The sequence below is a fragment of the Photobacterium sanguinicancri genome (assembly GCF_002265265.1).
GTDB lineage: Bacteria > Pseudomonadota > Gammaproteobacteria > Enterobacterales > Vibrionaceae > Photobacterium > Photobacterium sanguinicancri.
The window spans coordinates 40,950-65,150 of sequence record NZ_NOIF01000005.1; the positions used below are offsets into that span (position 1 = coordinate 40,950).

The window sequence follows — 24,201 nt, forward strand, 5'->3', positions numbered from 1 at the left end:
AGAGATGTCAGATTCTGACGGTCAGGAACGTACCGAAGAGGCCACGCCCCGAAGGCTTGAGCAGGCGCGAGAAAAAGGTCAAGTACCGCGCTCAAGAGAATTAGCTTCCGTTGCCGTATTAGTGGCAGGTGCTGTATCACTGATGTGGTTTGGCGAGTCGCTAGCACATGGCTTGATTGCCATTATGACAAAAATGTTCACCCTGTCTCGTGAAGAAATCTTCGATGTCAGTAAATTGTTTGCGATGATCTTCGTATCTCTCAAGCACATTGCTATGCCGTTGTTTATTGTCTTGGCTTTTTTGTTTGTCTGCGCCTTAATTGGAGCATCTGCATTAGGGGGAGTGAGCTTTTCTGCGGAAGCGGCGCGTCCCAAGTTATCAAAAATGAGCCCACTGAGCGGCTTCAAGCGAATGTTTGGCCTTCAGAGTTGGGTTGAGCTGATCAAATCGATCCTTAAAGTGCTGCTGGTAGCAGGGGTTGCGCTGTATTTGATGTACAGCAGTATTAATGATTTGTTTTTGATTAGTACAGAGTTATTCCCTAATAATTTCTATCATGCTTTGCAACTCTTAATGGACTTCGTGCTATTGATTTGTTGTTCTTTGCTGGTGGTCGTCGCCATTGATGTGCCTTATCAAATTTGGCAACACAACGAACAGCTAAAAATGACGAAACAAGAAATAAAGGATGAATATAAAGACAGTGAAGGTAAACCTGAAGTTAAAGGGCGTATTCGTATGCTTCAGCGGGAGATGGCTCAGCGTCGAATGATGGCTGACGTGCCTGAAGCTGATGTGGTGATAACAAACCCGGAACACTTCTCGGTGGCATTGCGATATAACACTGAGTTAGATGGTGCACCTGTGGTCATCGCGAAGGGAACCGATCATTTAGCTCTTAAAATTAGAGAAGTTGCCAATAAGCATAAAATTGATATCGTCCCATCGCCTCCTTTAGCACGAGCGATTTATCACACCACGGAACTAGAACAACAAATACCGGATGGATTATTTATCGCGGTTGCTCAGGTGCTTGCTTATGTTTATCAGTTGAAACAGTATCGAAAAGGGCAAGGTAAAAAGCCCGTACTTTCAAAAGAGGCAAATAATATTCCGACTGAACTTCGTTACTAAAGCCTTCTGTAAATCTCTCGGCATCAATAGCATAAACATAAAACAATGCGAGTTGTTCAATATTAAATTGTACATATTTGCATCACCAATTGTTATACTGTGAGCTGCTTCAAATTATGTTTTCTGTCAAAAAAATGACGATCGATTGGGCATGATTGTTGCTTTGGTGTTTCGTTTTTAAGACGAAAGCCTTAAAATAGCCTGACAATTATTATTCCAATTTCCTATGCGACATTATTAATAGCGATTTAATGAAACTTCTAACGTCTTTAGCGGCGAAATTACCGCTGTCTCGTTTAAAAGCAATGCCTGCCATTGGCGCACCCGTTATGGTGTTAGCAACGCTCGCGATGATCATCTTGCCAATGCCTCCGATTCTGTTGGATATGGCGTTTTCTTTTAATATCGCATTATCGATGGTGGTATTGCTTGTCACCATCTATACCCGCCGCCCACTGGATTTTGCGGCATTTCCTACGGTGCTACTGATTGCCACATTATTACGATTGGCATTGAACGTAGCTTCTACGCGTGTGGTGTTGCTTTATGGCCATGAGGGCTCGGCGGCTGCTGGCCAGGTTATTGATGCTTTTGGTTCTGTTGTTATTGGCGGTAACTATGCGGTTGGTTTAGTGGTCTTCCTGATTTTGATGATCATCAACTTCATGGTTGTAACCAAAGGTGCTGGCCGTATTTCGGAAGTAAGTGCCCGTTTTACCCTTGATGCATTACCCGGTAAACAAATGGCAATTGATGCCGATTTGAACGCAGGTTTGATCGATCAGGACCAAGCGCGAACTCGCCGTAGTGAAGTGACGAAAGAAGCTGACTTCTATGGTTCGATGGATGGTGCCTCGAAGTTCGTCAAAGGTGATGCCATCGCTGGTATCTTGATTTTGTGTATCAACATTATCGGCGGTTTGGTGATCGGCATGGGTCAGCATGGCCTAGCGTTTGGTGAAGCGCTCGAAATCTATAGCTTACTGACCATAGGTGATGGCCTGGTTGCTCAAATTCCGTCATTGTTATTGTCGATTGGCGCTGCCATGATGGTGACCCGTCAAAATACTGACGAAGATATGGGGCAGCAGCTTTACTTCCAGTTATTCAATAACCCGCAAGCTTTAATTATCACTGGTGGCATTTTGTTTGTGATGGGGATTGTGCCGGGGATGCCACATGTTCCTTTTCTGCTACTAGCTGCCTTGATTGGATTGATGGCTTATTGGCGAGTGAAAAAAGAACAAGCGGCGGCGTTGGTTGAAAAGGATGAGGCATCCACCGAACTTGCTGCGGCACCAAAACAGAAAGAGTTGTCGTGGGATGATGTTCAACCTGTTGATATTATTGGCCTTGAGGTTGGTTATCGCTTGATACCTATGGTTGATAAAGAGCAGGGCGGTGAGCTACTTGACCGTGTTAAAGGGGTACGTAAGAAGCTTTCTCAAGATTTTGGCTTCTTAGTTCCACCTGTTCATATTCGCGATAATTTAGAACTGCCGCCTAACAGTTACCGCATCAGTTTGATGGGGGTTGCTTGTGGTGAGGCCAATATTCACCACAACATGGAATTAGCCATTAACCCAGGCCAAGTCTTTGGTTCTATTGATGGTGAAGTCACCACTGACCCTGCTTTTGGTTTAGAAGCCGTGTGGATTATGGAGTCTCAGCGGGAACATGCCCAAGCGTTAGGTTATACCGTGGTGGACTCTGCGACAGTACTTGCAACGCACCTTAGTCAGATCCTCACAAATAGTGCCGCACAATTGCTCGGCCATGAAGAAGTCCAGAACTTACTTGAGATGCTAGGGCAGTCCACACCTAAATTGGTGGAAGGCTTTGTGCCGGATCAAATATCGCTTGGTGTGGTTGTTAAAGTGATGCAGAACTTGCTTAATGAAAGCATTCCAATCCGTGATATTCGAACGATTGTTCAGACTTTGTCCGAGTACGCACCCAAGAGTCAAGATCCTGACATATTAACGGCAGCTGTTCGTATTTCATTAAAACGACTAATTGTTCAAGAAATCAACGGTATAGAGCCAGAGTTGCCTGTTATTACTTTGGTTCCAGAGTTGGAACAAATATTGCATCAAACAATGCAATCTGCGGGTGGTGAGTCTACAGGTATTGAACCTGGTTTGGCCGAGCGATTACAGCGCTCGTTAGCAGAAGCCACCCAACAGCAAGAGCTGAAAGGGGAGCCCGCAGTACTGCTGACATCAGGTGTACTACGTTCAACTCTCGCGAAGTTCGTAAAGAATACCATCCCAAGTTTACGGGTGCTTTCTTACCAAGAAGTGCCAGATGAAAAGCAAATTCGAATTGTAAACGCCGTGGGGAATTAACCCTGTAATACATTATAGTTCTGTGTGTTACCGATAGGGGTCTAGTAACAATTTTATCAAGCCAGCCTGAGGCTGGCTTAATGAGTCTGACAATGTGGTAAAGCGCCATTTGACGGGAATATTAGATTGAAGATTAAACGATTTTTTGCAAAAGATATGCGAACAGCATTGAGCCAAGTGAAGGAAGAACTTGGTTCAGATGCGGTGATCATGTCGAATAAAAAAGTCACTGGCGGAGTGGAGATTGTTGCCGCAGTTGACACTGACTCTGGCAATCAGCCGCCGCCACCGTCTCCTGCCCGTGATGAGTTAGCGAATCGCTTAGGTCAAGCGAAGCGTAAATTGGCTGATGATAAAGTACAGCTTAAACAATCGGCAGGTAGCCGATTCGCCAGCATGCTACAGAATTATCAAGGCCATAATGAATCTTCAGCGGAAAACCGCAGCGAAGAAGATTCATTATCTGCGTTATTAAAGCGCCAATCTAAGCACAGCAACGGTGGACGTGATTACGGTTATGACCGTGAAGAACAACCGTCACGCCAACGACATGAGCAGCCACAACATGCCCGTCAACCGATGCAAAGTCGTAATAATGTAGGCATGCGTGAGCAGTCAGGCTCTAATGGTTATGGTTCTCAAGCTAATAGCGGCCATGCTAATGGTGGCTTAGGTAAACGCCAACCAGCCAAACATGCATTAGATATTGGTAATTACCAGCGCCCAAATTCTCAAAATTATGATGATAAGCCTGATTGGGGCCACAATCAGCGTAGTGGTTACCAAGGCGGTCAAAATAATACGGCATCGCGTTCACCGATGGGGGAGCGTAACAACCGTTTAGACCCATCACGTTATGATTCTAAATCGCCATCACGCCCTGAAGATATTGATGCGATGCGCAGTGAAATGGCTTCGATTCGCCGTTTGTTAGAGCACCAATTATCAGGCTTGATGTGGCAAGAGGTTGAACGTCGTGAGCCAATGCGCGCCATGATGATTAAACGCTTAGAGAAAATGGGCCTATCACCAGAACTGAGTGATCAGCTTGCTTGTTACATCCCAGAAGACGTGCCAGCTCATGAAGCTTGGCCCGCATTACTCGGTTTATTAGCCGATCAAATTATTACCACCGATGACTGTATTTTAGAAACGGGTGGGGTGGTCGCTTTATTAGGCCCTACAGGGGTAGGAAAAACCACGACCATCGCGAAGTTAGCCGCACGTGCCGCAATGGACTACGGCCCAGAAGAGATCGCACTGGTGACAACCGATACTTATCGTATTGGTGCGCACGAGCAATTATCTACTTATGGTCGAATTTTAGGCTGTCCGGTAAGAGTTGCTAAAGATGCGGAAGAACTGGCCGATATACTTCATCAGTTACGGCATCGACGATTAGTTTTATTAGATACAGCAGGGATGGGACAGCGCGATATTCGCCTGTCAGAACAGCTTGATACACTCATGCAAAACAGTGGCGCTCAAATCCGCAGTTTGTTGGTATTACCTTCAACGGCACAGCGTCGAGTATTACATGAAACGATTGAACATTTCCGTCGTATACCGTTATCTGGTTGTGTGTTAACCAAACTTGATGAAGCATTAAGTTTGGGTGAGGTGATGTGTGTAACCATAGAGAATGCACTCCCTATTGCGTATTTGGCCGATGGTCAGCGTGTGCCAGAAGACATAAAAGTTGCCACAGGCAAATTTTTGGTCGCACGAGCCAACGAACTATTAGAACAAGAAATTAGTCAGCAACCTCACTTCTGGAGTAGCGACAATTCAGAAAACCAGGCGGCGGATTTTTATGATTGAGAACATGATGCACGATCAAGCGAGCGGCTTACGCCGTATGACTAAACTGTCTTCTACCAAAGTTATTACTGTTACCGGCGGTAAAGGTGGAGTAGGTAAAACTAACGTCACGCTCAACATGGCAATCTCAATGGCCCGCCAAGGTAAAAGAGTCATGGTATTGGATGCCGACTTGGGGCTGGCTAACGTTGATATCATGCTAGGTTTACGTGCAGGCAGAAACTTGTCTCATGTGCTAGCTGGCCTGTGTGATCTACAAGATATTATTGTAGAAGGTCCATACGGTGTGAAAATTATTCCCGCATCGTCAGGTACCCAAAACATGGCAGAATTAAGCCCTGCACAGCATGCTGGGTTAATTCGTGCATTCGGTAGCTTGAATGATGACGTCGATGTGTTGTTGGTGGATACCGCAGCGGGTATTTCAGACATGGTATTGAGCTTCTCGCGAGCAGCACAAGAAGTGCTAGTCGTTGTTTGTGATGAGCCAACATCCATTACCGATGCTTATGCGCTGATTAAAATCCTGAGCCGAGAATACGATGTGCAGCGCTTCAAAATTGTTGCCAACATGGTACGCAGTTACCGTGAAGGGCGAGAATTATATGCCAAGCTAACCCGTGTTACTGAACGCTTTTTAAGTGCAAACCTCGAGTTGGTTGCTTGCGTGCCACTGGACGATAAAGTTCGTCAGGCTGTAAAGCGTCAAAAAATTGTGGTTGAAGCTTACCCTAAAAGTCCTGCAGCATTAGCGTTAAATTCACTGGCGAACAAAGCGCTTACTTGGCCAGTACCAACCAGTGCTGGTGGCCACCTTGAGTTCTTTGTTGAGCGGTTATTAGTGAAACCAACGCCAACAGAGGTACCTATCGGTGAATAAAGCGTTAACCTATGGCCGTTACCAAGAGAGCCCGCAAGCGTTCGTAATGCGCTATTCGGCCTTGGTTAAGCGGATTGCACATCACTTAATGGGGCGGCTTCCTCCCAGTGTGCAAGTTGAAGATTTAATTCAAGCAGGCATGATTGGCCTGCTTGAGGCACAACAAAACTATGACCCAACAAAAGGGGCGAGTTTTGAAACATTTGCTGGAATTCGTATTCGGGGCGCAATGCTTGATGACATTCGCCGTGGGGATTGGGTGCCACGTTCGGTTTATAAAAATAGCCGACGTATCACCGAAGCAATCTCGGTGCTTGAAGGAGAGCTAGGTCGCGACCCGAACGATCAGGAAATTGCGACACATCTCGAAATGACACTGGATCAATACTATCAGGCTTTAAATGATGTAAATTGTGGTCGCTTGATAGGTATGGATGATCTTGGTGTGACAGAAGATGCGATTGCCAACGAGGAATCGCTTGAGGAAAATCTTCCCTTTCAAGGTGTTGTGGATGATAATTTCCGTCATTCATTGGCTGAAGCCATTAAAACCTTGCCTGAACGTGAAGCACTAGTACTGTCGCTCTATTATGATGAAGAACTCAACTTAAAAGAGATCGGTGCTGTTATTGGGGTTAGTGAATCCCGAGTGTGTCAGATTCATAGTCAGGCTATGCAACGCTTGCGCGCTAAGCTCACAGCTTGGACTGCGTAAAAATTAGAATATTATAAAAACACTGTGACCTCAGTGGAGGCAACTTTGAACAAAAATATGAAAATCCTCATTGTTGATGACTTCTCAACAATGCGCCGCATCGTTAAAAACCTTTTACGTGACTTGGGCTTTAATAACACCCAAGAGGCGGATGATGGATTGACCGCATTACCTATGCTCAAAAAAGGTGGTTTTGATTTCGTAGTGACTGACTGGAACATGCCTGGCATGCAAGGGATTGATCTACTTAAACACATCCGTGTTGATGATGAATTGAAGCATCTGCCTGTCTTAATGATCACCGCGGAAGCAAAACGCGAGCAGATCATTGAAGCCGCTCAAGCCGGTGTTAATGGTTACATTGTTAAGCCATTTACTGCAGCAACGCTTAAAGAAAAATTGGATAAAATTTTCGAACGTATGCAGTAATGCTGTCTGTCAGACGCTAACAGGTAAACATAATAATGATAACACTTGCTCAAGCGAAACAGCTTGTCAGCCTGCTTGAAGACGGACAACAAGATGAAGCGAATCAACTCGTTTTATCTGCCGTTAATGAAAGCCGCGATCCAATGTATGACGAAGTTGGGAAATTGACCCGTCAATTGCATGATTCGTTGCAGAATTTCCGTCTTGACCCGCGTATTTGTGATCTTGCTAAAACTGAAATTCCAGATGCGAGAGGGCGTTTATCGTATGTTATTGACCGCACTGAAGAGGCGGCAAATAAAACGATGGATGCAGTAGAAAATACTTTACCTATTGCGGATAAGTTGCACGATAACTTGCTATTAGTTCAGCCTCAGTGGAAGCGACTAATGGTAGGTAAGATCGAGCTGCACGAGTTTAAAACGCTTTGCCACAACATTGATGGATTGCTAACGCAAGTTGAAGGCGATAGCGGTGAACTTCGTAGTCAACTGACAGAAATCTTAATGGCGCAAGACTTTCAGGATCTCACCGGGCAGATTATTCGCCGTGTGATTGAGCTCGTCCATGAAGTGGAAGATCAGTTAGTTGATATCCTGAAAGCCTTTGACATGGAACAAGATGACAAAGCTGAAGCCCTAACGGAAGCACAAACTATTGCCCCAGAAGGGCCAATTATCAACAGCGAAGAACGTGTAGATGTAATGTCTTCACAAGATGATGTTGATGATTTGCTGTCGAGCCTTGGATTTTAGGGGAATTATATGAGCTTTGATTTAGATGAAGATATCCTGCAGGATTTCCTTATTGAAGCAGGAGAAATCCTAGAGTTGCTTTCGGAGCAGCTTGTGGAGCTAGAACGTAGTCCAGATGACGGTGAACTTCTAAACGCGATTTTTCGCGGTTTTCACACCGTAAAAGGTGGTGCCGGTTTCTTATCATTGGCTGAGCTTGTTGATGCTTGTCATGGTGCTGAGAATATCTTTGATTTACTTCGCACCGGTAAGCGTCAAGTTACATCTGAACTGATGGACGTGATTTTAGAAGCGTTAGATACCATTAATGCCATGTTTGTCCAAGTTCAAGCGCGCGAGCCATTGGACCCAGCAAATCAAACATTGTTGGAAGCGCTTCACCGTTATAGCCAGCCGCCAACGGAAGCTGAACTGAATCCACCTGTTGTGGAAGACGTTGTTGTACCTGTGGCAACTCCAGAGCCTGTTGCTCCTGTAGTCGAAGCGCCTATTGAAGTACCTGCATCAACCATTCCAAGCGATAGTATTATTGCTGGTAACTCAGTTGATGACATTACTCAAGATGAGTTTGATCGTCTATTAGATGAACTTCATGGTGTGGGTAATAGCCCGTCAGACGCTGCTATTTCAGCACCAGCACCTGTAGCCGAAAATATTGTTAATCAAATTCAGGCAGAAAGCGGTGATATTACCGATGATGAATTTGAACGCTTACTGGATGAACTTCACGGTTCAGGAAAAGCACCAGGCTCGAATACACCAGTAGCAGCTCCTGTGGCTGAAGCGCCAGTTGTTGCGCCTAAGCCAGCAGTGTCAATTACTGCAACATCAGGCGATGACGACTTAATGTCAGACGATGAATTTGAGCGTTTACTGGATGAACTTCATGGTTCAGGTAAAGGTCCATCACCTGATGAGCTCGATTTTGCCACTAAGCCTATCGCTGACATGATTGCAGATGATGCGCCTGTTGCACCTGCACCTGTTGCATCAGCTTCGGTTGCTGCGGCTCCAGCTCCAGTGGCTAAGCCAGTTGTTGCTGCACCTGTTGCACCTACGCCAGCGCCAGTTGCGGTCTCCGCACCTGCAGCTAATCCAGTGGCTGAACGTAAAGCGCCACCAGCAAAACCAGCGCAGGCTAAAGCACAAGCAGAAGCAACGGTACGTGTCGATACATCAACGCTAGATACCATCATGAATATGGTGGGTGAGCTGGTATTAGTACGTAACCGCCTGGTTAGCTTAGGTCTGAATAATAACGACGAAGACATGTCGAAAGCGGTTGCTAACTTAGATGTAGTCACGGCTGATCTGCAAGGCGCGGTAATGAAAACGCGTATGCAACCGATAAAGAAAGTCTTTGGCCGTTTCCCGCGCGTTGTACGCGATTTAGCACGTGCTTTGAAAAAAGATATCGTGCTCGAAACGCGTGGTGAAGAAACCGACCTTGATAAAAACTTGGTTGAAGCACTTGCTGATCCATTGGTCCACTTAGTGAGAAACTCGGTAGACCACGGCATTGAAATGCCAGATGTACGTGAAAAAGCGGGTAAACCTCGAACCGGGACAGTTCTGCTTTCAGCATCACAAGAAGGTGATCATATCCTCTTAACCATCGAAGATGATGGTGGCGGTATGGATCCTGATAAACTACGTTCGATTGCGGTTGAACGTGGTGTGATGGACGCCGATGCGGCTTCTCGTATATCGGACAACGAAGCGTACAACTTAATTTTTGCACCTGGTTTCTCGACCAAAAAAGAAATTTCTGACATTTCTGGTCGTGGTGTAGGGATGGATGTTGTTAAGACGGGTATCAACCAGCTAAATGGCTCGATTTTTATCGATTCAGCGCTAGGTAAAGGCACCCGTATTGACATTAAAGTACCGTTGACGTTAGCGATTCTACCGACCTTGATGGTGGGTGTTGCTGAGCAGCCATTTGCATTGCCATTAGCCAGCGTGAACGAGATTTTCCACCTTGATCTGCGTAAGACCAATGTGGTTGATGGTCAGTTAACGACGATTGTGCGTGATAAAGCTATCCCACTGTTCTACCTCCAAGATTGGTTGAGTGGTGTTGGCTTACCTAAACGCGAACGTAAACACGGCCATGTAGTTATCGTTCAGCTTGGTCATCAGCGTATTGGTTTTGTGGTCGATACTTTGATTGGTCAAGAAGAAGTGGTTATTAAGCCGCTTGATGAGTTGCTTCAAGGTACGCCAGGTATGGCGGGTGCAACGATTACCAGTGATGGTCATATTGCCCTGATTCTTGATGTACCAAATTTGCTGAAGCATTACGCTGGTCGTTAAGATAAAACAATAATAAATCAAAAGAATTAGGAGCATTTGTTCCTAATTCTTTTTCCGGGTATCCGGAGCAACAGGACAATAAGTAGATGGCAATTAAAGTATTGGTAGTGGACGACTCAAGTTTTTTTCGTCGTCGTGTGAGTGAAATTATAAACTCAGATCCACAACTGGAAGTAATTGGTAACGCTGTAAATGGTAAAGAAGCAGTCGATCTTGCAAAGCAACTTCGTCCTGATGTTATTACCATGGATATCGAAATGCCGGTGATGGACGGTATTACGGCTGTGCGTGAAATTATGAAAAGCACACCGACACCAATCTTAATGTTTTCATCACTAACACATGATGGTGCTAAAGCGACCTTGGATGCTTTAGATGCCGGTGCGTTAGATTTCCTGCCTAAAAAGTTTGAAGATATTGCGCGTAATCGTGATGAAGCTGTGAGCTTATTACAAAAACGCGTAATTGAAATTGCACGTAAGCGCGTTATGATGCGTCGTACTGCAGTTCGTCCCGTTACAACGGCGACAATCGCACCGCGCGACCCCGTTTCACGTGATGGCGCACGTTCTTTAGCTACGCGTCCAGCAACATCAGCGACAGCAACTCGTACGCCAGTTGCCCCTCGTCCTGCAATCAAACCTGTTGCTGCTCGTTTTAAAGCAACAGGTAAAAAATATCAGTTAATGGCGATTGGTACGTCAACCGGTGGTCCAGTAGCGCTTCAGAAAGTGTTAACTAAACTGCCTGCCAATTTCCCATTACCGATCGTACTAGTGCAGCATATGCCTGCTACTTTTACTGCAGCTTTTGCAGCGCGTTTGAATAATCTGTGTAAGATTTCAGTCAAAGAAGCAGCTGATGGCGACGTACTAAAACCTGGCGTGGCCTATCTAGCGCCAGGTGGCATGCAAATGATGCTTGAAGGTCGTCCTGGTTCAACCCGCGTTCGCATCATTGATGGCGGTGAGCGCATGAACTACAAACCTTGTGTTGATGTTACTTTTGGCTCTGCAGCGAAGATTTATCAAGATAAAGTGCTATCGATGATCCTTACGGGGATGGGTGCTGATGGCCGTGAAGGTTGTCGTATGCTGAAAAGCGGTGGCTCAACTATTTGGGCACAAGACGAAGAAAGCTGTGTGGTTTACGGCATGCCACAAGCGGTTGCTAAAGCTAACATCTCAACGGAAGACTTACCGCTTGAGCGTATATCTGAACGTATTTTAGTCGAGTTAGGACTAGGGTGAGGAGCACCGCGTGTTAGTCTGGAGCATTGCTAACCAAAAAGGTGGTGTTGGTAAAACAACGACAACAGTTGCGCTTGCTGGGTTACTCAGCGAGCGAAATAAACGTGTGTTGTTGGTTGATACCGATCCCCATGCGTCGTTGAGCACGTATTTGAACATCGATTCAGATCATGTGCCTGCAAGCTTATTTGATTTGTTTCAGTTAACGGAGATTACCCGCAACACCGTGATGCCACTGGTGATGCAGACTAATTATCCGGGCATTGATATTATCCCTGCCCATATGTCGCTAGCGACATTAGATCGCGTCATGGGTAGCCGTGGTGGTATGGGGTTGGTGCTGAAAAAAGCATTGCGCAGTTTGGTTGATGATTACGACTATGTGCTGATCGATTGTCCACCGATCCTTGGTGTAATGATGGTCAATGCGTTAGCAGCCAGTGATCGTATTTTGATCCCGGTACAAACCGAATTTCTGGCGATGAAAGGGCTTGAACGCATGATGCGTACATTGCATATTATGCAAAAGTCACAGCCTAACGGATTCAGGGTCACAATTGTGCCAACCATGTACGACAAGCGAACGCGTGCTTCTTTGCAAACCTTGCAAGAATTAAAGGTGCGTTTCCCTGATCAAGTGTGGGCATCCGCTGTACCAATTGACACTAAGTTTCGTGATGCCAGCATCAAGCATATGCCACCATCCTACTTTGCTCGTAGTTGCCGTGGTGTCTTTGCCTATAAAACATTATTAAATTATCTCCTGCGGTTAGAACAAGATGAGCGATAAAAAACGATTATCCAGTGAACAAGCACTGGACGATTACTTTTTCGATCTGTTGATTGAGCCAGAAGAAGAGCTTGAAGCAGAAAGCACGATTGAAAGTGAGGCAGATACAAGTGGGGAGATCGAATCTCAACTAACTGAACTGCCAGCAGATATTGATGTTACGGCAACCGATAGTGATGAATCAGATAATATTGGTGTAAGTGACGATGTTGTAGATCAACAGCCTGGGTTAGGTGACTGGGAGGTCAAACCGACGGATGATTTATCTGTGTTACCCGCTCAAGTTGATGGTTCACTCACTAATTACGATCAAAAAAGTGAAGATAATTCGCAAGTGGTCGATAGCTTAGATGACTTTGTCGATGATCTTGCCTTGGAAATGTCGGCAAGTCGAAATGCGGATTATGATTTTTCAACGATTGAACTGACGCACAGTACGCATGGTAAGATCGCTGAAGATGCACAAGCTAGCAATACACACCACGATGATGGTGAAGTATTGGCGAGTCAATCGCTTGCCGATGACTCGACGTCAGTAAATTTAGAAGTGAATGTCGATGGTTTAACACCATCACTTGTTTCATCATTTTCGCTGACACAACACTGTCAGTCACAAGCATCTAACTGGGTGCCATCAGTACAGCGTGTAGAAGCCCGTAATTTGGCGTCATTTACGCCAGTCGTCATGGAGCATACTCAACCTGATATGCAAGGCGTACAACGTCTGCTTGATCAAATGGTGAGTATGCAAACTGCGATTCAACAAGACAGCGATGCCTTGATTGATAATGTGACCGAAGCAGAGTTCCTTGCAGCAGCGCAAGATGACGTTATGCTTGCAGAGCCAGAGCCAGAGCCAGAAATTATCGAGCAAGTGGAGGAAACCCCTTCAGTTGCGACTGACACTGTTGCGAACTTAAGTGTTAATAACAATGTAGAATCTCAGCTAGCGACACAAGTTGGCAGTGACATACCACCCGAGAAAACTGCAGAATCGCAGTTAGGTAGTGAGTTTCAAGCGCTCTTTTTTGAAGCTTGTGGGGTGACATTTGCTGTGTCGTTAACAGAACTGGGCGGTATTCATCAAATGGGTGAGTTAAACCATTTGTTAGGCCGACCAGAGTGGTATCTTGGCTTATTAACGAGCCGTGAGTTACAGCATGATGTTGTTGATACTGCACGGTGGGTAATGCCAGAAAAGTTAAGCTCTGACGAACATAAAGAGAACTATCGCTATATCGTCATGTTGGGTGAAAGTAAGTGGGGGTTAGCATGTGATAAGCTCCACGGTACTGAAACCTTAACAAAACAGAGTATTCGTTGGCGAGAAAAGGTTGGAAAACGACCTTGGCTTGCTGGAATGGTTAAAGAAAAAATGTGTGCTTTAATTCACGTCGAAGAACTTATCAAAATGCTCAATGCAGGGCTTGATGTTAAGGGTATTCAGTGAGTAGGCCCCAAGAGGAAACAGCATGTCGCAGGTGAGTGTAGCCGAAATTCAAAAAGAAGACGGCGATCAAGTATTACAGTGGGTTACTTTCCAACTGGAAGATGAAACTTACGGTATTAACGTAATGCAGGTACGCGAAGTACTGCGTTACTCTGAAATTGCACCTGTACCAGGTGCGCCAGACTACGTGATTGGTATTATCAACCTACGTGGTAATGTTGTAACGGTGATCGATACTCGTTCTCGCTTTGGCTTGATGCCGGGTGAGATTTCAGACAATACCCGTATCGTTATTATTGAAGCCGAAAAACAAGTGATTGGTATTTTGGTTGATAGCGTTGCAGAAGTTGTTTATTTACGTAGCTCAGAAATCGACACCACTCCAAGTGTGGGTACTGAAGAAAGCGCTAAGTTCATTCAAGGCGTAAGTAACCGCGACGGTGAGCTGCTGATCCTAGTGGATTTAAATAAGCTGCTTAACGATGATGAATGGGACGAGATGGCGTACCTATAATGCTTGATTTGGTCATACAATGGTTACCTCTTGGTATCTCGTTGATTGCGCTTATCTTACTGTTTGTGTTACTTGGCCGTGAGCGAAAAGCCCGTTTAGCCTTAGAAGCTAAATTTTCGGCGATGGAGCTTGTGGCAAAAAATGCACGTCAGCAACATGAAAGCCTCACTAAACAGTTCAATGAACTGCGTGTAGGTACCATGGGTATGAGCCAAAAAATGGCCGAAATAGCAGATCATCAAGAAATGTTAGCTGATCGTCAAAGTGAAATATCAATGCAAGATCCTGATGGACGCTTGTATAGCCGAGCCAATAAAATGGTTGAGCTTGGTGCGGATATTAATGAGTTGATGGAAGAGTGTGATTTGCCAAAAGCAGAAGCTGAATTGCTGATGCGATTACAGCAAATATCACAAACTCGCCGCCGCTAAGTATTCTACCTGTCGTTTACACGACAGTATCGATGTTTTCAGACCCTTCCCATCCGGGCGGGGTTTTTCCGTTTATGAACCATGAAAATGCAATAAGCTCTGCAATGATGACGTAGAGTTGCTCTGGAATGGTATCACCGACCTCAAGCTTGTTTAAATACTCCAGCAATACGGGATCTTCGTGAATTAACCCGCCTTGTTGTTTAACTTGCTCAATAATATGCTCGGCAAGCTGCTCTGTCCCTTTGCTGGTGACTTGTGGTGCTGTTCGGCCATCATAGTGTAATGCAACAGCATGTTTTGAATAGCTCATATTTTGGCGATCAGTCCTGTATACGTCGTATTGTGCTCGCTATCAAACGTTTTGCTTTCTTGTTTGAAACTCATATTTGAAGTGGCTATACCCAGTGATTGCATTCGATGAGTGAGGTGAGGGGCTAGCAGCTCTGTACGTTGTAGTAGTTGTGCTGACGTACTACTGAAAAGGAGATGTAGTTGCTGATTCTTCCACACGGCTTTGGTGATTAACGTTTCACTGCCACCAATGGGAAGCGTGAGGTCAATATGCCAACTTTCTTGTTTCTCATTTTTTTGTGAGCCACTCTTCGCTTTGTCTCTCCAGACATGTAGTTTAATTTCTTTTCCTTGTGCCTGCGCGAGGTGTAACTGCAATACTGTCGGGATATCACTATCTTGCTGTGCATTAAGCGCTACACGTTGTTCTGCGGCTAAGCGAAGTAAAGCTTTAAAGTCATTTTGGTCGCTGGGTGAGAGATCGGATAGCCACTGGTAAACCGTACTATTGGGTATAGCTAATTGTTGAAGTAGCATTTGAACGGCTGATTGCCCAGCCCCTTGGCGTAACCAAGGAATAAGAGTTGCCTGATTATTCGGCAAAAGAAGCTGAGAGAGTATTTGCTGAGTAAAGTTTTGTGGCGTAGTCGACGTCGTATTTAACGATGACAAAAGTGCAACAAAACGTTGCAGTGCAGGCAGGTTTGTTAATAAAGTTTGCAGCCTTTGATGTGGGTTCTGCTCTACCACTTTAGTGTTAACTGATTGACTTGTATCAACAACTTGGCCATTTAATCGCACTTTATCTGTATTGACTTGTCTATCGCTAGTTACTATAGCCATTAACGTTTTGTTGATGTGTACGGGGTTCACAAATACTTACCTTCACCCTTAATCTAGATAATCGGGTCGCTAACAATATGTCCGTCCGATGTGGTAATATGCGTGCTTAATTGTGTCACCTAGGATACATCATTTCGTATGTTGTCAGTAGAAAAGTTAAGCTGTATTCGTGATGAACGTGTACTGTTCGATGACTTAAGTTTTACCGTTGAAAGCGGTGAGTTAGTGCAAATCGAAGGCCATAACGGTGCGGGTAAAACTACGTTGCTCCGTATCATCGCAGGGCTAGGTAATACCGATGAAGGTCGAGTATGCTGGAATCAGGAAGATATACTGAGTGCCCGTGAAGAATATCATCAAGAGTTGCTTTTTTTAGGGCATCAAACCGGTGTAAAGCGCGAACTGACAGCATTTGAAAATTTAGCTTTTTTCCAAGCAATGCATACTGAGGTTGGTGAGTCACCGTTAGGCGGCAGTGCGCAAGTATTTGGTGATGATGCCTTGTGGCAAGCATTAGCCCATGTGGGCTTAGCCGGGCGTGAAGATGTTCCGGCGGGTCAATTATCTGCAGGTCAGCAACGACGTGTTGCTCTTGCAAGGTTATGGATAAGTAATCATCGATTGTGGGTGCTTGATGAGCCACTCACCGCGATAGATAAACAAGGTGTTCGTGTATTAGAGCGTTTGTTTTTAGCGCATGCGCAACGTGGTGGCATCGTATTGTTGACCACGCACCAAGATATGTTTACAGACAGTGATCAACTAAGAAAAATAAAATTGGGGCAGTAAGCCGAATGTTGAATGCTATTTCTCAGGTTATTCGTCGTGAGCTATTAATTGCCTTTCGTCGTCAGGCCGATGTGTTTAACCCATTGTGGTTTTTCATTATCGTTATTACCTTATTTCCATTAGGGATCGGACCTGAGCCTAATTTACTTGCTCGTATCGCACCGGGCATTGTGTGGGTTGCGGCACTATTGGCAGCACTGTTATCACTTGAGCGTTTGTTTCGTGATGATTATGCCGACGGTTCATTAGAGCAAATGATGTTGATGCCAACGCCATTACCTGTGTTGGCATTAGCGAAAATGTTAGCGCATTGGTTACTGACGGGTGTGCCACTATTAATTATAAGTCCTCTGCTTGCGATTTTATTGTCGCTGGATTGGGCAACATGGAAAGCCGTTGTGCTTACCCTGTTAATTGGTACACCAACGTTGAGTTTTCTAGGCGCGATTGGGGTGGCATTAACGGTGGGATTACGTAAAGGTGGTGTTTTATTGAGTTTGCTCATATTGCCTCTTTATATTCCTGTGCTTATATTTGCAACCTCGGCGATTGATGCAGCGAGCCTAGGCATGCCATACAATGGCCAATTAGCCTTAATGGGCGCCATGCTGGTGGCATCAGCAACGTTATCACCGTTTGCGGTTGCTGCCTCGCTTCGAATTAGCGTGAACTGATTGCAACTTTTGTGGTTGCAGTGAGTAATATAATTATATTTATAACTGTTACATTTAGACTGAGTAGAGTTGATTTATGTGGAAGTGGCTACATCCCTACGCAAAAGCTGAAAACTGCTACCGCTTATGCGGCAAGTTGTTACCTTGGTTTTCCGCTATCGCACTGATATCTATTATCGCAGGTTCCGTTTGGGGGCTGGCTTACGCGCCAAGTGATTATCAGCAAGGCGATAGTTTCCGTATTATTTACCTGCACGTACCGGCTGCTATATGGTCGATGGGCGCATACATGTCGATGGCGATTGCCGCTTTTATTGGCTTAGTATGGCAAATTCGCCTATCGGATATGGCTGCTGCGGCAATGGCACCTATTGGTGCTGTGTTTACGTTTATTGCACTACTTACAGGGGCAATTTGGGGTAAGCCTATGTGGGGCGCTTGGTGGGTATGGGATGCTCGCCTGACTTCTGAATTGATTCTTTTATTCTTATACTTGGGTGTTATCGCACTATACAGTGCATTTGATGATCAAAAAACAGCGGCTAAAGCTGCGGGTATTCTTGCGATTGTTGGTGTGATTAACCTGCCTATTATTCACTTCTCAGTCGAGTGGTGGAATACCTTGCACCAAGGTGCGACCATTACCAAATTTGATAAGCCATCGATGGACAGTTCAATGCTGTGGCCTTTATTGCTAAACATTATTGGCTTTGCTTGTTTCTTCTGTGCGGTTACTTTGGTGCGTTTGCGCAGTGAAATTATTGCGCGTGAAAGTCATCGCCCTTGGGTCCGTCAGTTAGTAAAGTGAGGAAAGTATGCATTTTGAATCATTTAGCGACTTTTTAGCGATGGGGGGTTATGCCTCTTACGTGTGGAGCGCTTACGGTATCTCTTTCCTTGCGATGCTTTGGATTTTATTGTCGAGCTTACAAAAAAAGCGCCGTTTAATGGCGGAGCTTAAAAATAAAATTGCGCGTGAGCAGCGTATTGAAGATGCGAAAAAACTGGAGAACACACTATGAACCCGAGACGTAAAAAGCGCTTAACCTTGGTGTTAGCGTTAGTCGTTGGCCTCGGTGCAACTATTGGCTTAATGCTGTATGCATTAAATCAAAATATGGACTTGTTCTATACCCCGACCGAACTTGTGAATGGTAAACCTGATGGTACAAAACCAGAGGTTGGGCAGCGTTTACGTATTGGCGGTATGGTGGTTGCAGGTTCAGTCAGTCGTGACCCTCAGTCGTTACAAGTAAGTTTTGATGTGGCTGATATTGGCCCGTCAGTAACCGTTACGTATGACGGCATCCTACCTGACTTGTTCCGTGAAGGTCAGGGTATTGTAGCGCAAGGTGTGTTAGTTAACGCAACAACGATTGAAGCGCATGAAGTGTTAGCGAAGCATGATGAAGAATACATGCCGCCAGAAGTTGCAGCAGCAATGGAAAAAACACACGCACCGCTTGAATATTCAAAAGAACAAACGCAAGGTAGTACACAATGATTGCTGAAATAGGGCACTTTGCTCTGATCATTGCGCTAGGGTTGTCGGTGCTTGCGAGCATTTACCCACTCTATGGTGCAACGACCGGAAATCAGGCAATGATGCGGACAGCACGACCACTCACACATGGTGTGTTTGGTATGCTGATGATCTCGTTTGTTATCCTGTGTTGGGGATTTTATAGCAACGATTTTACGATCACGTATGTTGCAAGTAACTCAAACTCTTTACTGCCTTGGTACTACCGTATAACCGCAGTTTGGGGTGCACACGAAGGTTCGTTACTGCTTTGGGTATTAATCCAAGCGGGTTGGGCTGCTGCTGTCGCTCGTTTTAGCCGTGGTATGCCGCTAGAATCTGTAGCACGCGTATTGGCAGTCATGGGAATGATTTCAGTGGGCTTCCTACTGTTTATTATTGTTACCTCAAACCCATTCCTGCGTACGCTTCCTTATTTCCCTGTTGATGGTCGTGATCTTAACCCGCTTCTACAAGATCCTGGTTTGATCATTCACCCACCAATGCTTTACATGGGCTATGTTGGTTTCTCGGTTGCGTTTGCATTTGCGATTGCATCGCTAATGACTGGCCGTCTTGATACGGCTTGGGCGCGTTGGTCTCGCCCTTGGACAATCGCAGCATGGTCTTTCCTAACATTGGGTATCGCACTAGGTTCATGGTGGGCTTACTATGAATTAGGCTGGGGTGGCTGGTGGTTCTGGGATCCAGTAGAAAATGCTTCATTTATGCCATGGCTTGCGGGTACGGCATTAATGCACTCGCTATCTGTGACAGAAAAGCGCGGTACATTTAAAGCTTGGACAGTATTGTTAGCCATCTCAGCATTTTCACTGAGCTTACTGGGTACTTTCCTTGTGCGTTCTGGTGTATTGGTCTCGGTTCACGCCTTTGCTTCTGACCCTGCACGTGGCATGTTCATCTTAGGTTTCTTGGTTGTTGTTATTGGCGGCTCGTTACTGCTTTACGCTCTGCGTGGCGGTCAAATTCGCTCTCGTGGTAACTACAGCTTGCTGTCACGTGAAAACCTACTGTTAGCGAATAACTTATTGTTAGTTGCTGGCCTGTTAGTGGTATTAATCGGTACTTTATTACCGCTTGTACATAAACAAATTGGTTTGGGCTCGGTATCTATCGGTGCGCCATTCTTTAATACCTTGTTTACTTGGTTAATGATCCCATTTGCTTTCATTTTGGGTATCGGTCCACTGGTTCGCTGGAAACGCGATCAGATGTCGAGTATTAAAAAACCAATGATCATTTCAGCTTTGATCACTGTACCGTTTGCAATTGGCTCTATCTACTTGTTGACCGATAAATTCCAAGTGATGGCGGCACTGGGTGTTGCGATGGCGGTTTGGATTATTACACTGCAATGTTATGAAGTTTATGAGCGAGCAACGCATCGCCATAGTCTAATGACGGGGTTAGGTAAGCTAGGCCGAAGCCATTGGGCTATGGTATTAGGTCACTTAGGTATGGCTGTTACCGTTATTGGTATCGCGCTTGTGTCTAACTATGATCTAGAACGTGATGTTCGTATGGCGCCGGGTGAAACCATCAACGTTGAAGGTTACGACTTCCACTTCGCCGGTGTGCGCGATGCTGACGGTCCAAACTACGACGGTTATATTGCTGACTTTAACATTACTAAATCGGGCAAACGTGTAACGACACTTCATGCAGAAAAACGTTTCTACAGCGTAGCGCGTTCTATGATGACCGAGGCTGCTATTGACAGTGGTATTACCCGCGACCTTTATGTTGCTATGGGTGAGAAACTGGGTAACGACGGCGCTTGGGCGGTACGTATTTACTACAAACCATTTGTGAACTGGATTTGGTTCGGTGCAACCTTAATGGCATTGGGCGGCGCAATTGCAATTAGTGATAAGCGCTACCGTTTCCGTAAAAAAGCGAAGCAACCAGAATCAAGTGATGCTCAAGAAGCTGAGGTGAACTGATGAATAAAAAAGTCTTATTTATCCCACTAGCTCTGTTTATTGGGTTAGTTGTGATGTTCCTTGTTCAATTAACGCGCAATGCTGGCGGTGATGATCCCACTAAATTGGAATCAGTCTTAGTAGGCAAACCTGTTCCTCAATTTAAGTTGGAAGATTTAGTTGAAGCAGGCAAGTTGTACGAACAAGGGATTTTCAAAGGTGAGCCATTATTGCTAAACGTATGGGCAACTTGGTGTCCAACGTGTTATGCCGAGCACTCTTACCTAAATGAGTTGTCAGCTGATGGTGTGAAGATCGTAGGCCTGAACTACAAAGATGATCGCTTAAAAGCGGTGCAATGGTTGAATGAACTGGGTAACCCTTATGTTCATAGCCTGTTTGATGGTAACGGCATGCTTGGGATGGATCTGGGCGTATATGGTGCGCCAGAAACCTTCTTGATCGATGCGAATGGCATTATTCGTTACCGACACGTCGGGGATGTTAACCCGCGTAACTGGTCTGAAAAATTGCAACCTATGTATCAAGCGTTACTTGAGGAGGCAAAAGGATGATGAAACGACTTTCCATTATGCTCGCGAGTTTACTTTTGGTATTAACGGCTTCACTGCCTGCCTATGCTGCGATTGAAGTACATACTTTCGATAATGTCACTCAGGAAGAAGCTTTCCAAGAGCTAACAGCGACCCTGCGTTGTCCTAAGTGTCAGAATAACACCATTGGTGACTCTGATGCCCCACTGGCACAAGATATGCGCCAGAAAGTATATGATATGCTGCAGCAAGGCAAAGAAAAGCAAGATGTCGTTGATTACATGGTTGCCCGTTACGGTAATTTTGTAACTTATGAACCACCAGTAATGTTATCGACGATTATTCTTTGGCTTGGTCCTTTTTTGTTTATCGCAATTGGTTTCACTGTACTGGTGATGCGTTCTCGCCGCACTACTGCAACTGATAACACAGCAAAAGCGGATGATTTCGATGAACAAGAAGCAAAGCGCCTTAAAACTTTGCTTGCTGAAATGGAAAACACAGAGAATAAAAACGATAAGGTGAAAAAATAATGATGTTGTTTTGGATTGCCACGGTCGTTTTGATTCTGATCGCGGTTGCTGTCTTTGTTGTGCCAATTTACTCAGGTAAAGAGGAAGATGAAGTTGCAAGCCGTGACGAGCTTAATAAAGCATTTTATAAAGATCGCGTGCGTGAAATCGAACTAGAAACAAGCGAAGGTATTGTCGAGAAGCAAGGCGATCTTGTGACTGAACTGCAGCAATCGCTACTTGATGATGTTACCGAACAGAAAGAATTGCATGAAAACAATGTATCAGCAGGACTAGTTATCCCCGGCGTATTGGTGATGATTATGATCAGCTATGGTATGTACTTCAATGTCGGTAACCTCAATAAGGTTGAAGAATGGCAAGAGGTCGCATCACGTCTACCTGAGCTATCACAACGCTTGATGGGTGAAGCTCAAGACCCGCTTAGCGATGAGGAAATGAATGATCTGACGCTTGCCTTGCGTACGCGTTTGCATTCAACACCGGATGATGCAACAGGCTGGCTACTACTTGGCCGTGTCGGTATGGCAAACCGTGATGCCGAAACATCACAAAGTGCGATGAAGCGTGCTTATGATCTGAATCCTGACGATACTGAAACCCAGCTTGGTTATGCACAGACATTGATGATGATTGGTGATCCTGCACAGGTTGATTTTGTGCGTTTCCTACTTAAATCAGTGATTAAGCGTGACCATACTAACGTGCGTGCGATGTCTCTTCTGGCCTTTGATGCATTTGAAGATGGGAAGTTTGAGCAAGCAATTTCATACTGGACCATGATGAAAAATCTAATCTCACCAGATGACCCTCGTGCCCCAATGTTGAACCGCAGTATTGAACGTGCGCAAGCTCAGTTATCACCGACAGGTGTGACAGCTAAATCAGTGTCTATTACAGTAGACCTTGATCCTAGTGTTCAATTGCCGCAACAAGGTGTACTGATCATTTCTGCCCATGATGAGAATGGTTCACCAATGCCTATCGCCGCGCGTCGTGTACCATTATCAGGGAGCTTTCCAGTAACGATAACGCTCGATGATAATGACAGCATGATCCCTGAGCGTTTGTTATCTTCACAATCTAAATTGATGGTGAAGGCACGTATTGATACTGATGGTAACGTAATGACGAAACAAGGTGATTGGTTTGGTGAAAGCCAACCGGTTGATCTTGGAAGTAGCGTAGAAGTAAAAATTAATCAGCAATACGAATAACAAAACTGGCATATATTGAGCAGGCTCGATACTATTATTGAGTCTGCTTTTTTTATGGATGAAATAGAAAGCTTGTTAAAAGAAACAGTTACTACATCACTATTGGCACTTTTTTTATCATTGTCTCTCGTGGGCTGCGCTGACACACCTGAGCAATTAGAGAATGATGTTACTGAAACCAACAAAGTTACTGTCGCAGATCATATTGATTATGAAGCAGAGGTCGCGTTAGATAATCAAGTGTATGACCCGTTCGAAGGTATAAACCGAACGATGTGGGATCTAAACTATAACTATCTTGACCCTTATATTGCTCGTCCAGCCGCGATTGCTTATGTCGATTATGTCCCTGTGCCCGTACGCTCTGGTCTAGCTAATTTTTTCGCCAACCTTGAAGAACCTGCAAGTATGGTGAATAGCCTAATAATGCTTAACCCAGAAAATGCTGCGACTCACTTTAATCGCTTTTGGTTTAATACGGTATTTGGTTTAGGTGGCTTGATCGATATTGCGACAGCAGCAAATATACCATCTCCCGGCCAACGTGAGTTTGGCGATTCATTAGGTTCTTATGGTGTCGGAAATGGCCCTTACTTTATGGTACCGATTTATGGGCCGATTACCTTACGGGAAGGTACCGGTGATATTGTAGATGGGCTTTATTTTCCACTGAATTTACTGACGTTCTGGCAAAGTGCAGGTAAGTGGGCGCTAGAGGGGTTAGAGAAACGTGCTGCTCTTGTCTCGCAGGAATCGATTCTTGATGACTCTCCTGATCCTTATATATTTACTCGTGATGCGTATATTCAATATAAGAACTTTAGAGCCACAGGTGGTGCTACTGTTGATGAAGAGCCGCAAGAAGAAGCTTTCTCTGATGAATTCTTAGATGAGATCGACGATTACTAATTTCACAGTACCCATAACGTGAATCAATAAAAATCCGAGTAGCTCTTATATTGAAATAAGTGACTCGGATTTTTTATATCCATCTTAGT

General features: G+C 45.0%; 25 protein-coding genes. 23 read left to right on the forward strand and 2 right to left on the reverse strand.

Annotated features, from left to right (window positions below; translation table 11 throughout):
• Nucleotides 1-4 precede the first annotated feature (4 nt).
• The 13 genes from flhB to ASV53_RS01940 all read left to right on the forward strand — a co-directional run bounded on the left by flhB (nucleotide 5) and on the right by ASV53_RS01940 (nucleotide 14,834).
• The gene (gene flhB, locus ASV53_RS01880) at nucleotides 5-1,135 is read left to right on the forward strand and encodes a flagellar biosynthesis protein FlhB (RefSeq protein WP_094955870.1); all 1,131 of its coding nucleotides are present in this window, start codon (nucleotides 5-7) and stop codon (nucleotides 1,133-1,135) included.
• Nucleotides 1,136-1,386: 251 nt separating this feature from the next.
• Nucleotides 1,387-3,483, forward strand: coding sequence for a flagellar biosynthesis protein FlhA (gene flhA / locus ASV53_RS01885; RefSeq protein WP_062688135.1), 2,097 nt, complete (start codon nucleotides 1,387-1,389; stop codon nucleotides 3,481-3,483).
• 126 nt (nucleotides 3,484-3,609) lie between these two features.
• Nucleotides 3,610-5,304 carry a flagellar biosynthesis GTPase FlhF gene (gene flhF / locus ASV53_RS01890; RefSeq protein ID WP_094955871.1) on the forward strand — a complete coding sequence of 565 codons (1,695 nt, stop codon included), beginning with the start codon at nucleotides 3,610-3,612 and terminating at the stop codon, nucleotides 5,302-5,304.
• The gene (locus ASV53_RS01895) at nucleotides 5,297-6,184 is read left to right on the forward strand and encodes a MinD/ParA family protein (RefSeq protein ID WP_094955872.1); all 888 of its coding nucleotides are present in this window, start codon (nucleotides 5,297-5,299) and stop codon (nucleotides 6,182-6,184) included. The genes flhF and ASV53_RS01895 overlap by 8 nt, the downstream gene beginning before the upstream one ends.
• Nucleotides 6,177-6,899: an RNA polymerase sigma factor FliA gene (locus ASV53_RS01900; protein ID WP_094955873.1), complete on the forward strand. Its 723-nt coding sequence runs from the start codon at nucleotides 6,177-6,179 to the stop codon at nucleotides 6,897-6,899. Before ASV53_RS01895 ends, ASV53_RS01900 begins: the two co-directional genes overlap by 8 nt.
• A gap of 57 nt (nucleotides 6,900-6,956) precedes the next feature.
• Complete coding sequence (gene cheY, locus ASV53_RS01905) at nucleotides 6,957-7,328, forward strand: chemotaxis response regulator CheY (RefSeq protein WP_048899792.1); 372 nt, start codon at nucleotides 6,957-6,959, stop codon at nucleotides 7,326-7,328.
• Nucleotides 7,329-7,363: 35 nt separating this feature from the next.
• Nucleotides 7,364-8,083: a protein phosphatase CheZ gene (locus tag ASV53_RS01910; protein WP_062688141.1), complete on the forward strand. Its 720-nt coding sequence runs from the start codon at nucleotides 7,364-7,366 to the stop codon at nucleotides 8,081-8,083.
• Nucleotides 8,084-8,092: 9 nt separating this feature from the next.
• Nucleotides 8,093-10,399: a chemotaxis protein CheA gene (locus ASV53_RS01915; RefSeq protein ID WP_094955874.1), complete on the forward strand. Its 2,307-nt coding sequence runs from the start codon at nucleotides 8,093-8,095 to the stop codon at nucleotides 10,397-10,399.
• A gap of 86 nt (nucleotides 10,400-10,485) precedes the next feature.
• Nucleotides 10,486-11,649 carry a protein-glutamate methylesterase/protein-glutamine glutaminase gene (locus tag ASV53_RS01920; RefSeq protein WP_094955875.1) on the forward strand — a complete coding sequence of 388 codons (1,164 nt, stop codon included), beginning with the start codon at nucleotides 10,486-10,488 and terminating at the stop codon, nucleotides 11,647-11,649.
• 10 nt (nucleotides 11,650-11,659) lie between these two features.
• The gene (locus tag ASV53_RS01925; RefSeq protein WP_062688144.1) at nucleotides 11,660-12,439 is read left to right on the forward strand and encodes a ParA family protein; all 780 of its coding nucleotides are present in this window, start codon (nucleotides 11,660-11,662) and stop codon (nucleotides 12,437-12,439) included.
• Entirely contained in the window at nucleotides 12,429-13,889 is a 1,461-nt protein-coding gene (locus ASV53_RS25955; RefSeq protein ID WP_239928704.1) for a chemotaxis protein CheW, read from the forward strand. Before ASV53_RS01925 ends, ASV53_RS25955 begins: the two co-directional genes overlap by 11 nt.
• A 22-nt stretch (nucleotides 13,890-13,911) precedes the next feature.
• The gene (locus tag ASV53_RS01935; protein WP_062689751.1) at nucleotides 13,912-14,403 is read left to right on the forward strand and encodes a chemotaxis protein CheW; all 492 of its coding nucleotides are present in this window, start codon (nucleotides 13,912-13,914) and stop codon (nucleotides 14,401-14,403) included.
• On the forward strand, nucleotides 14,403-14,834 hold the full coding sequence (locus ASV53_RS01940; protein ID WP_094955876.1) for a DUF2802 domain-containing protein: 432 nt from the start codon (nucleotides 14,403-14,405) through the stop codon (nucleotides 14,832-14,834). Before ASV53_RS01935 ends, ASV53_RS01940 begins: the two co-directional genes overlap by 1 nt.
• 16 nt (nucleotides 14,835-14,850) lie before the next feature.
• On the opposite strand, the gene ASV53_RS01945 is transcribed toward ASV53_RS01940, so the two are convergent.
• Entirely contained in the window at nucleotides 14,851-15,147 is a 297-nt protein-coding gene (locus ASV53_RS01945) for an EscU/YscU/HrcU family type III secretion system export apparatus switch protein (protein ID WP_062689753.1), read from the reverse strand.
• Nucleotides 15,144-15,971 carry a hypothetical protein gene (locus tag ASV53_RS01950; protein ID WP_141226218.1) on the reverse strand — a complete coding sequence of 276 codons (828 nt, stop codon included), beginning with the start codon at nucleotides 15,969-15,971 and terminating at the stop codon, nucleotides 15,144-15,146. The genes ASV53_RS01945 and ASV53_RS01950 overlap by 4 nt, the downstream gene beginning before the upstream one ends.
• A 138-nt stretch (nucleotides 15,972-16,109) precedes the next feature.
• Between ASV53_RS01950 and ccmA the strand changes: the two genes are divergently transcribed.
• The 10 genes from ccmA to ASV53_RS02000 all read left to right on the forward strand — a co-directional run bounded on the left by ccmA (nucleotide 16,110) and on the right by ASV53_RS02000 (nucleotide 24,112).
• A complete protein-coding gene (ccmA, locus tag ASV53_RS01955) occupies nucleotides 16,110-16,760 on the forward strand; it encodes a cytochrome c biogenesis heme-transporting ATPase CcmA (RefSeq protein ID WP_094955878.1) in 651 nt (216 codons plus the stop codon).
• Between the two features lie 5 nt (nucleotides 16,761-16,765).
• Nucleotides 16,766-17,434 (forward strand): heme exporter protein CcmB, encoded by a 669-nt coding sequence (gene ccmB / locus ASV53_RS01960; protein ID WP_094955879.1) that lies wholly within the window; start codon nucleotides 16,766-16,768, stop codon nucleotides 17,432-17,434.
• A gap of 76 nt (nucleotides 17,435-17,510) precedes the next feature.
• Nucleotides 17,511-18,242 (forward strand): heme ABC transporter permease, encoded by a 732-nt coding sequence (locus tag ASV53_RS01965; protein ID WP_094955880.1) that lies wholly within the window; start codon nucleotides 17,511-17,513, stop codon nucleotides 18,240-18,242.
• Between the two features lie 7 nt (nucleotides 18,243-18,249).
• On the forward strand, nucleotides 18,250-18,456 hold the full coding sequence (gene ccmD / locus ASV53_RS01970; RefSeq protein WP_062689761.1) for a heme exporter protein CcmD: 207 nt from the start codon (nucleotides 18,250-18,252) through the stop codon (nucleotides 18,454-18,456).
• Nucleotides 18,453-18,938 carry a cytochrome c maturation protein CcmE gene (gene ccmE / locus ASV53_RS01975; RefSeq protein ID WP_094955881.1) on the forward strand — a complete coding sequence of 162 codons (486 nt, stop codon included), beginning with the start codon at nucleotides 18,453-18,455 and terminating at the stop codon, nucleotides 18,936-18,938. Before ccmD ends, ccmE begins: the two co-directional genes overlap by 4 nt.
• On the forward strand, nucleotides 18,935-20,920 hold the full coding sequence (locus ASV53_RS01980; protein ID WP_094955882.1) for a heme lyase CcmF/NrfE family subunit: 1,986 nt from the start codon (nucleotides 18,935-18,937) through the stop codon (nucleotides 20,918-20,920). Before ccmE ends, ASV53_RS01980 begins: the two co-directional genes overlap by 4 nt.
• Nucleotides 20,920-21,474 (forward strand): DsbE family thiol:disulfide interchange protein, encoded by a 555-nt coding sequence (locus ASV53_RS01985; RefSeq protein WP_094955883.1) that lies wholly within the window; start codon nucleotides 20,920-20,922, stop codon nucleotides 21,472-21,474. The genes ASV53_RS01980 and ASV53_RS01985 overlap by 1 nt, the downstream gene beginning before the upstream one ends.
• Complete coding sequence (locus ASV53_RS01990) at nucleotides 21,471-21,986, forward strand: cytochrome c-type biogenesis protein (RefSeq protein WP_094955884.1); 516 nt, start codon at nucleotides 21,471-21,473, stop codon at nucleotides 21,984-21,986. The genes ASV53_RS01985 and ASV53_RS01990 overlap by 4 nt, the downstream gene beginning before the upstream one ends.
• Nucleotides 21,986-23,203 carry a c-type cytochrome biogenesis protein CcmI gene (gene ccmI / locus ASV53_RS01995; protein ID WP_094955885.1) on the forward strand — a complete coding sequence of 406 codons (1,218 nt, stop codon included), beginning with the start codon at nucleotides 21,986-21,988 and terminating at the stop codon, nucleotides 23,201-23,203. The genes ASV53_RS01990 and ccmI overlap by 1 nt, the downstream gene beginning before the upstream one ends.
• Before the next feature lie 54 nt (nucleotides 23,204-23,257).
• A complete protein-coding gene (locus tag ASV53_RS02000; RefSeq protein ID WP_094955886.1) occupies nucleotides 23,258-24,112 on the forward strand; it encodes an MlaA family lipoprotein in 855 nt (284 codons plus the stop codon).
• Nucleotides 24,113-24,201 lie beyond the last annotated feature (89 nt).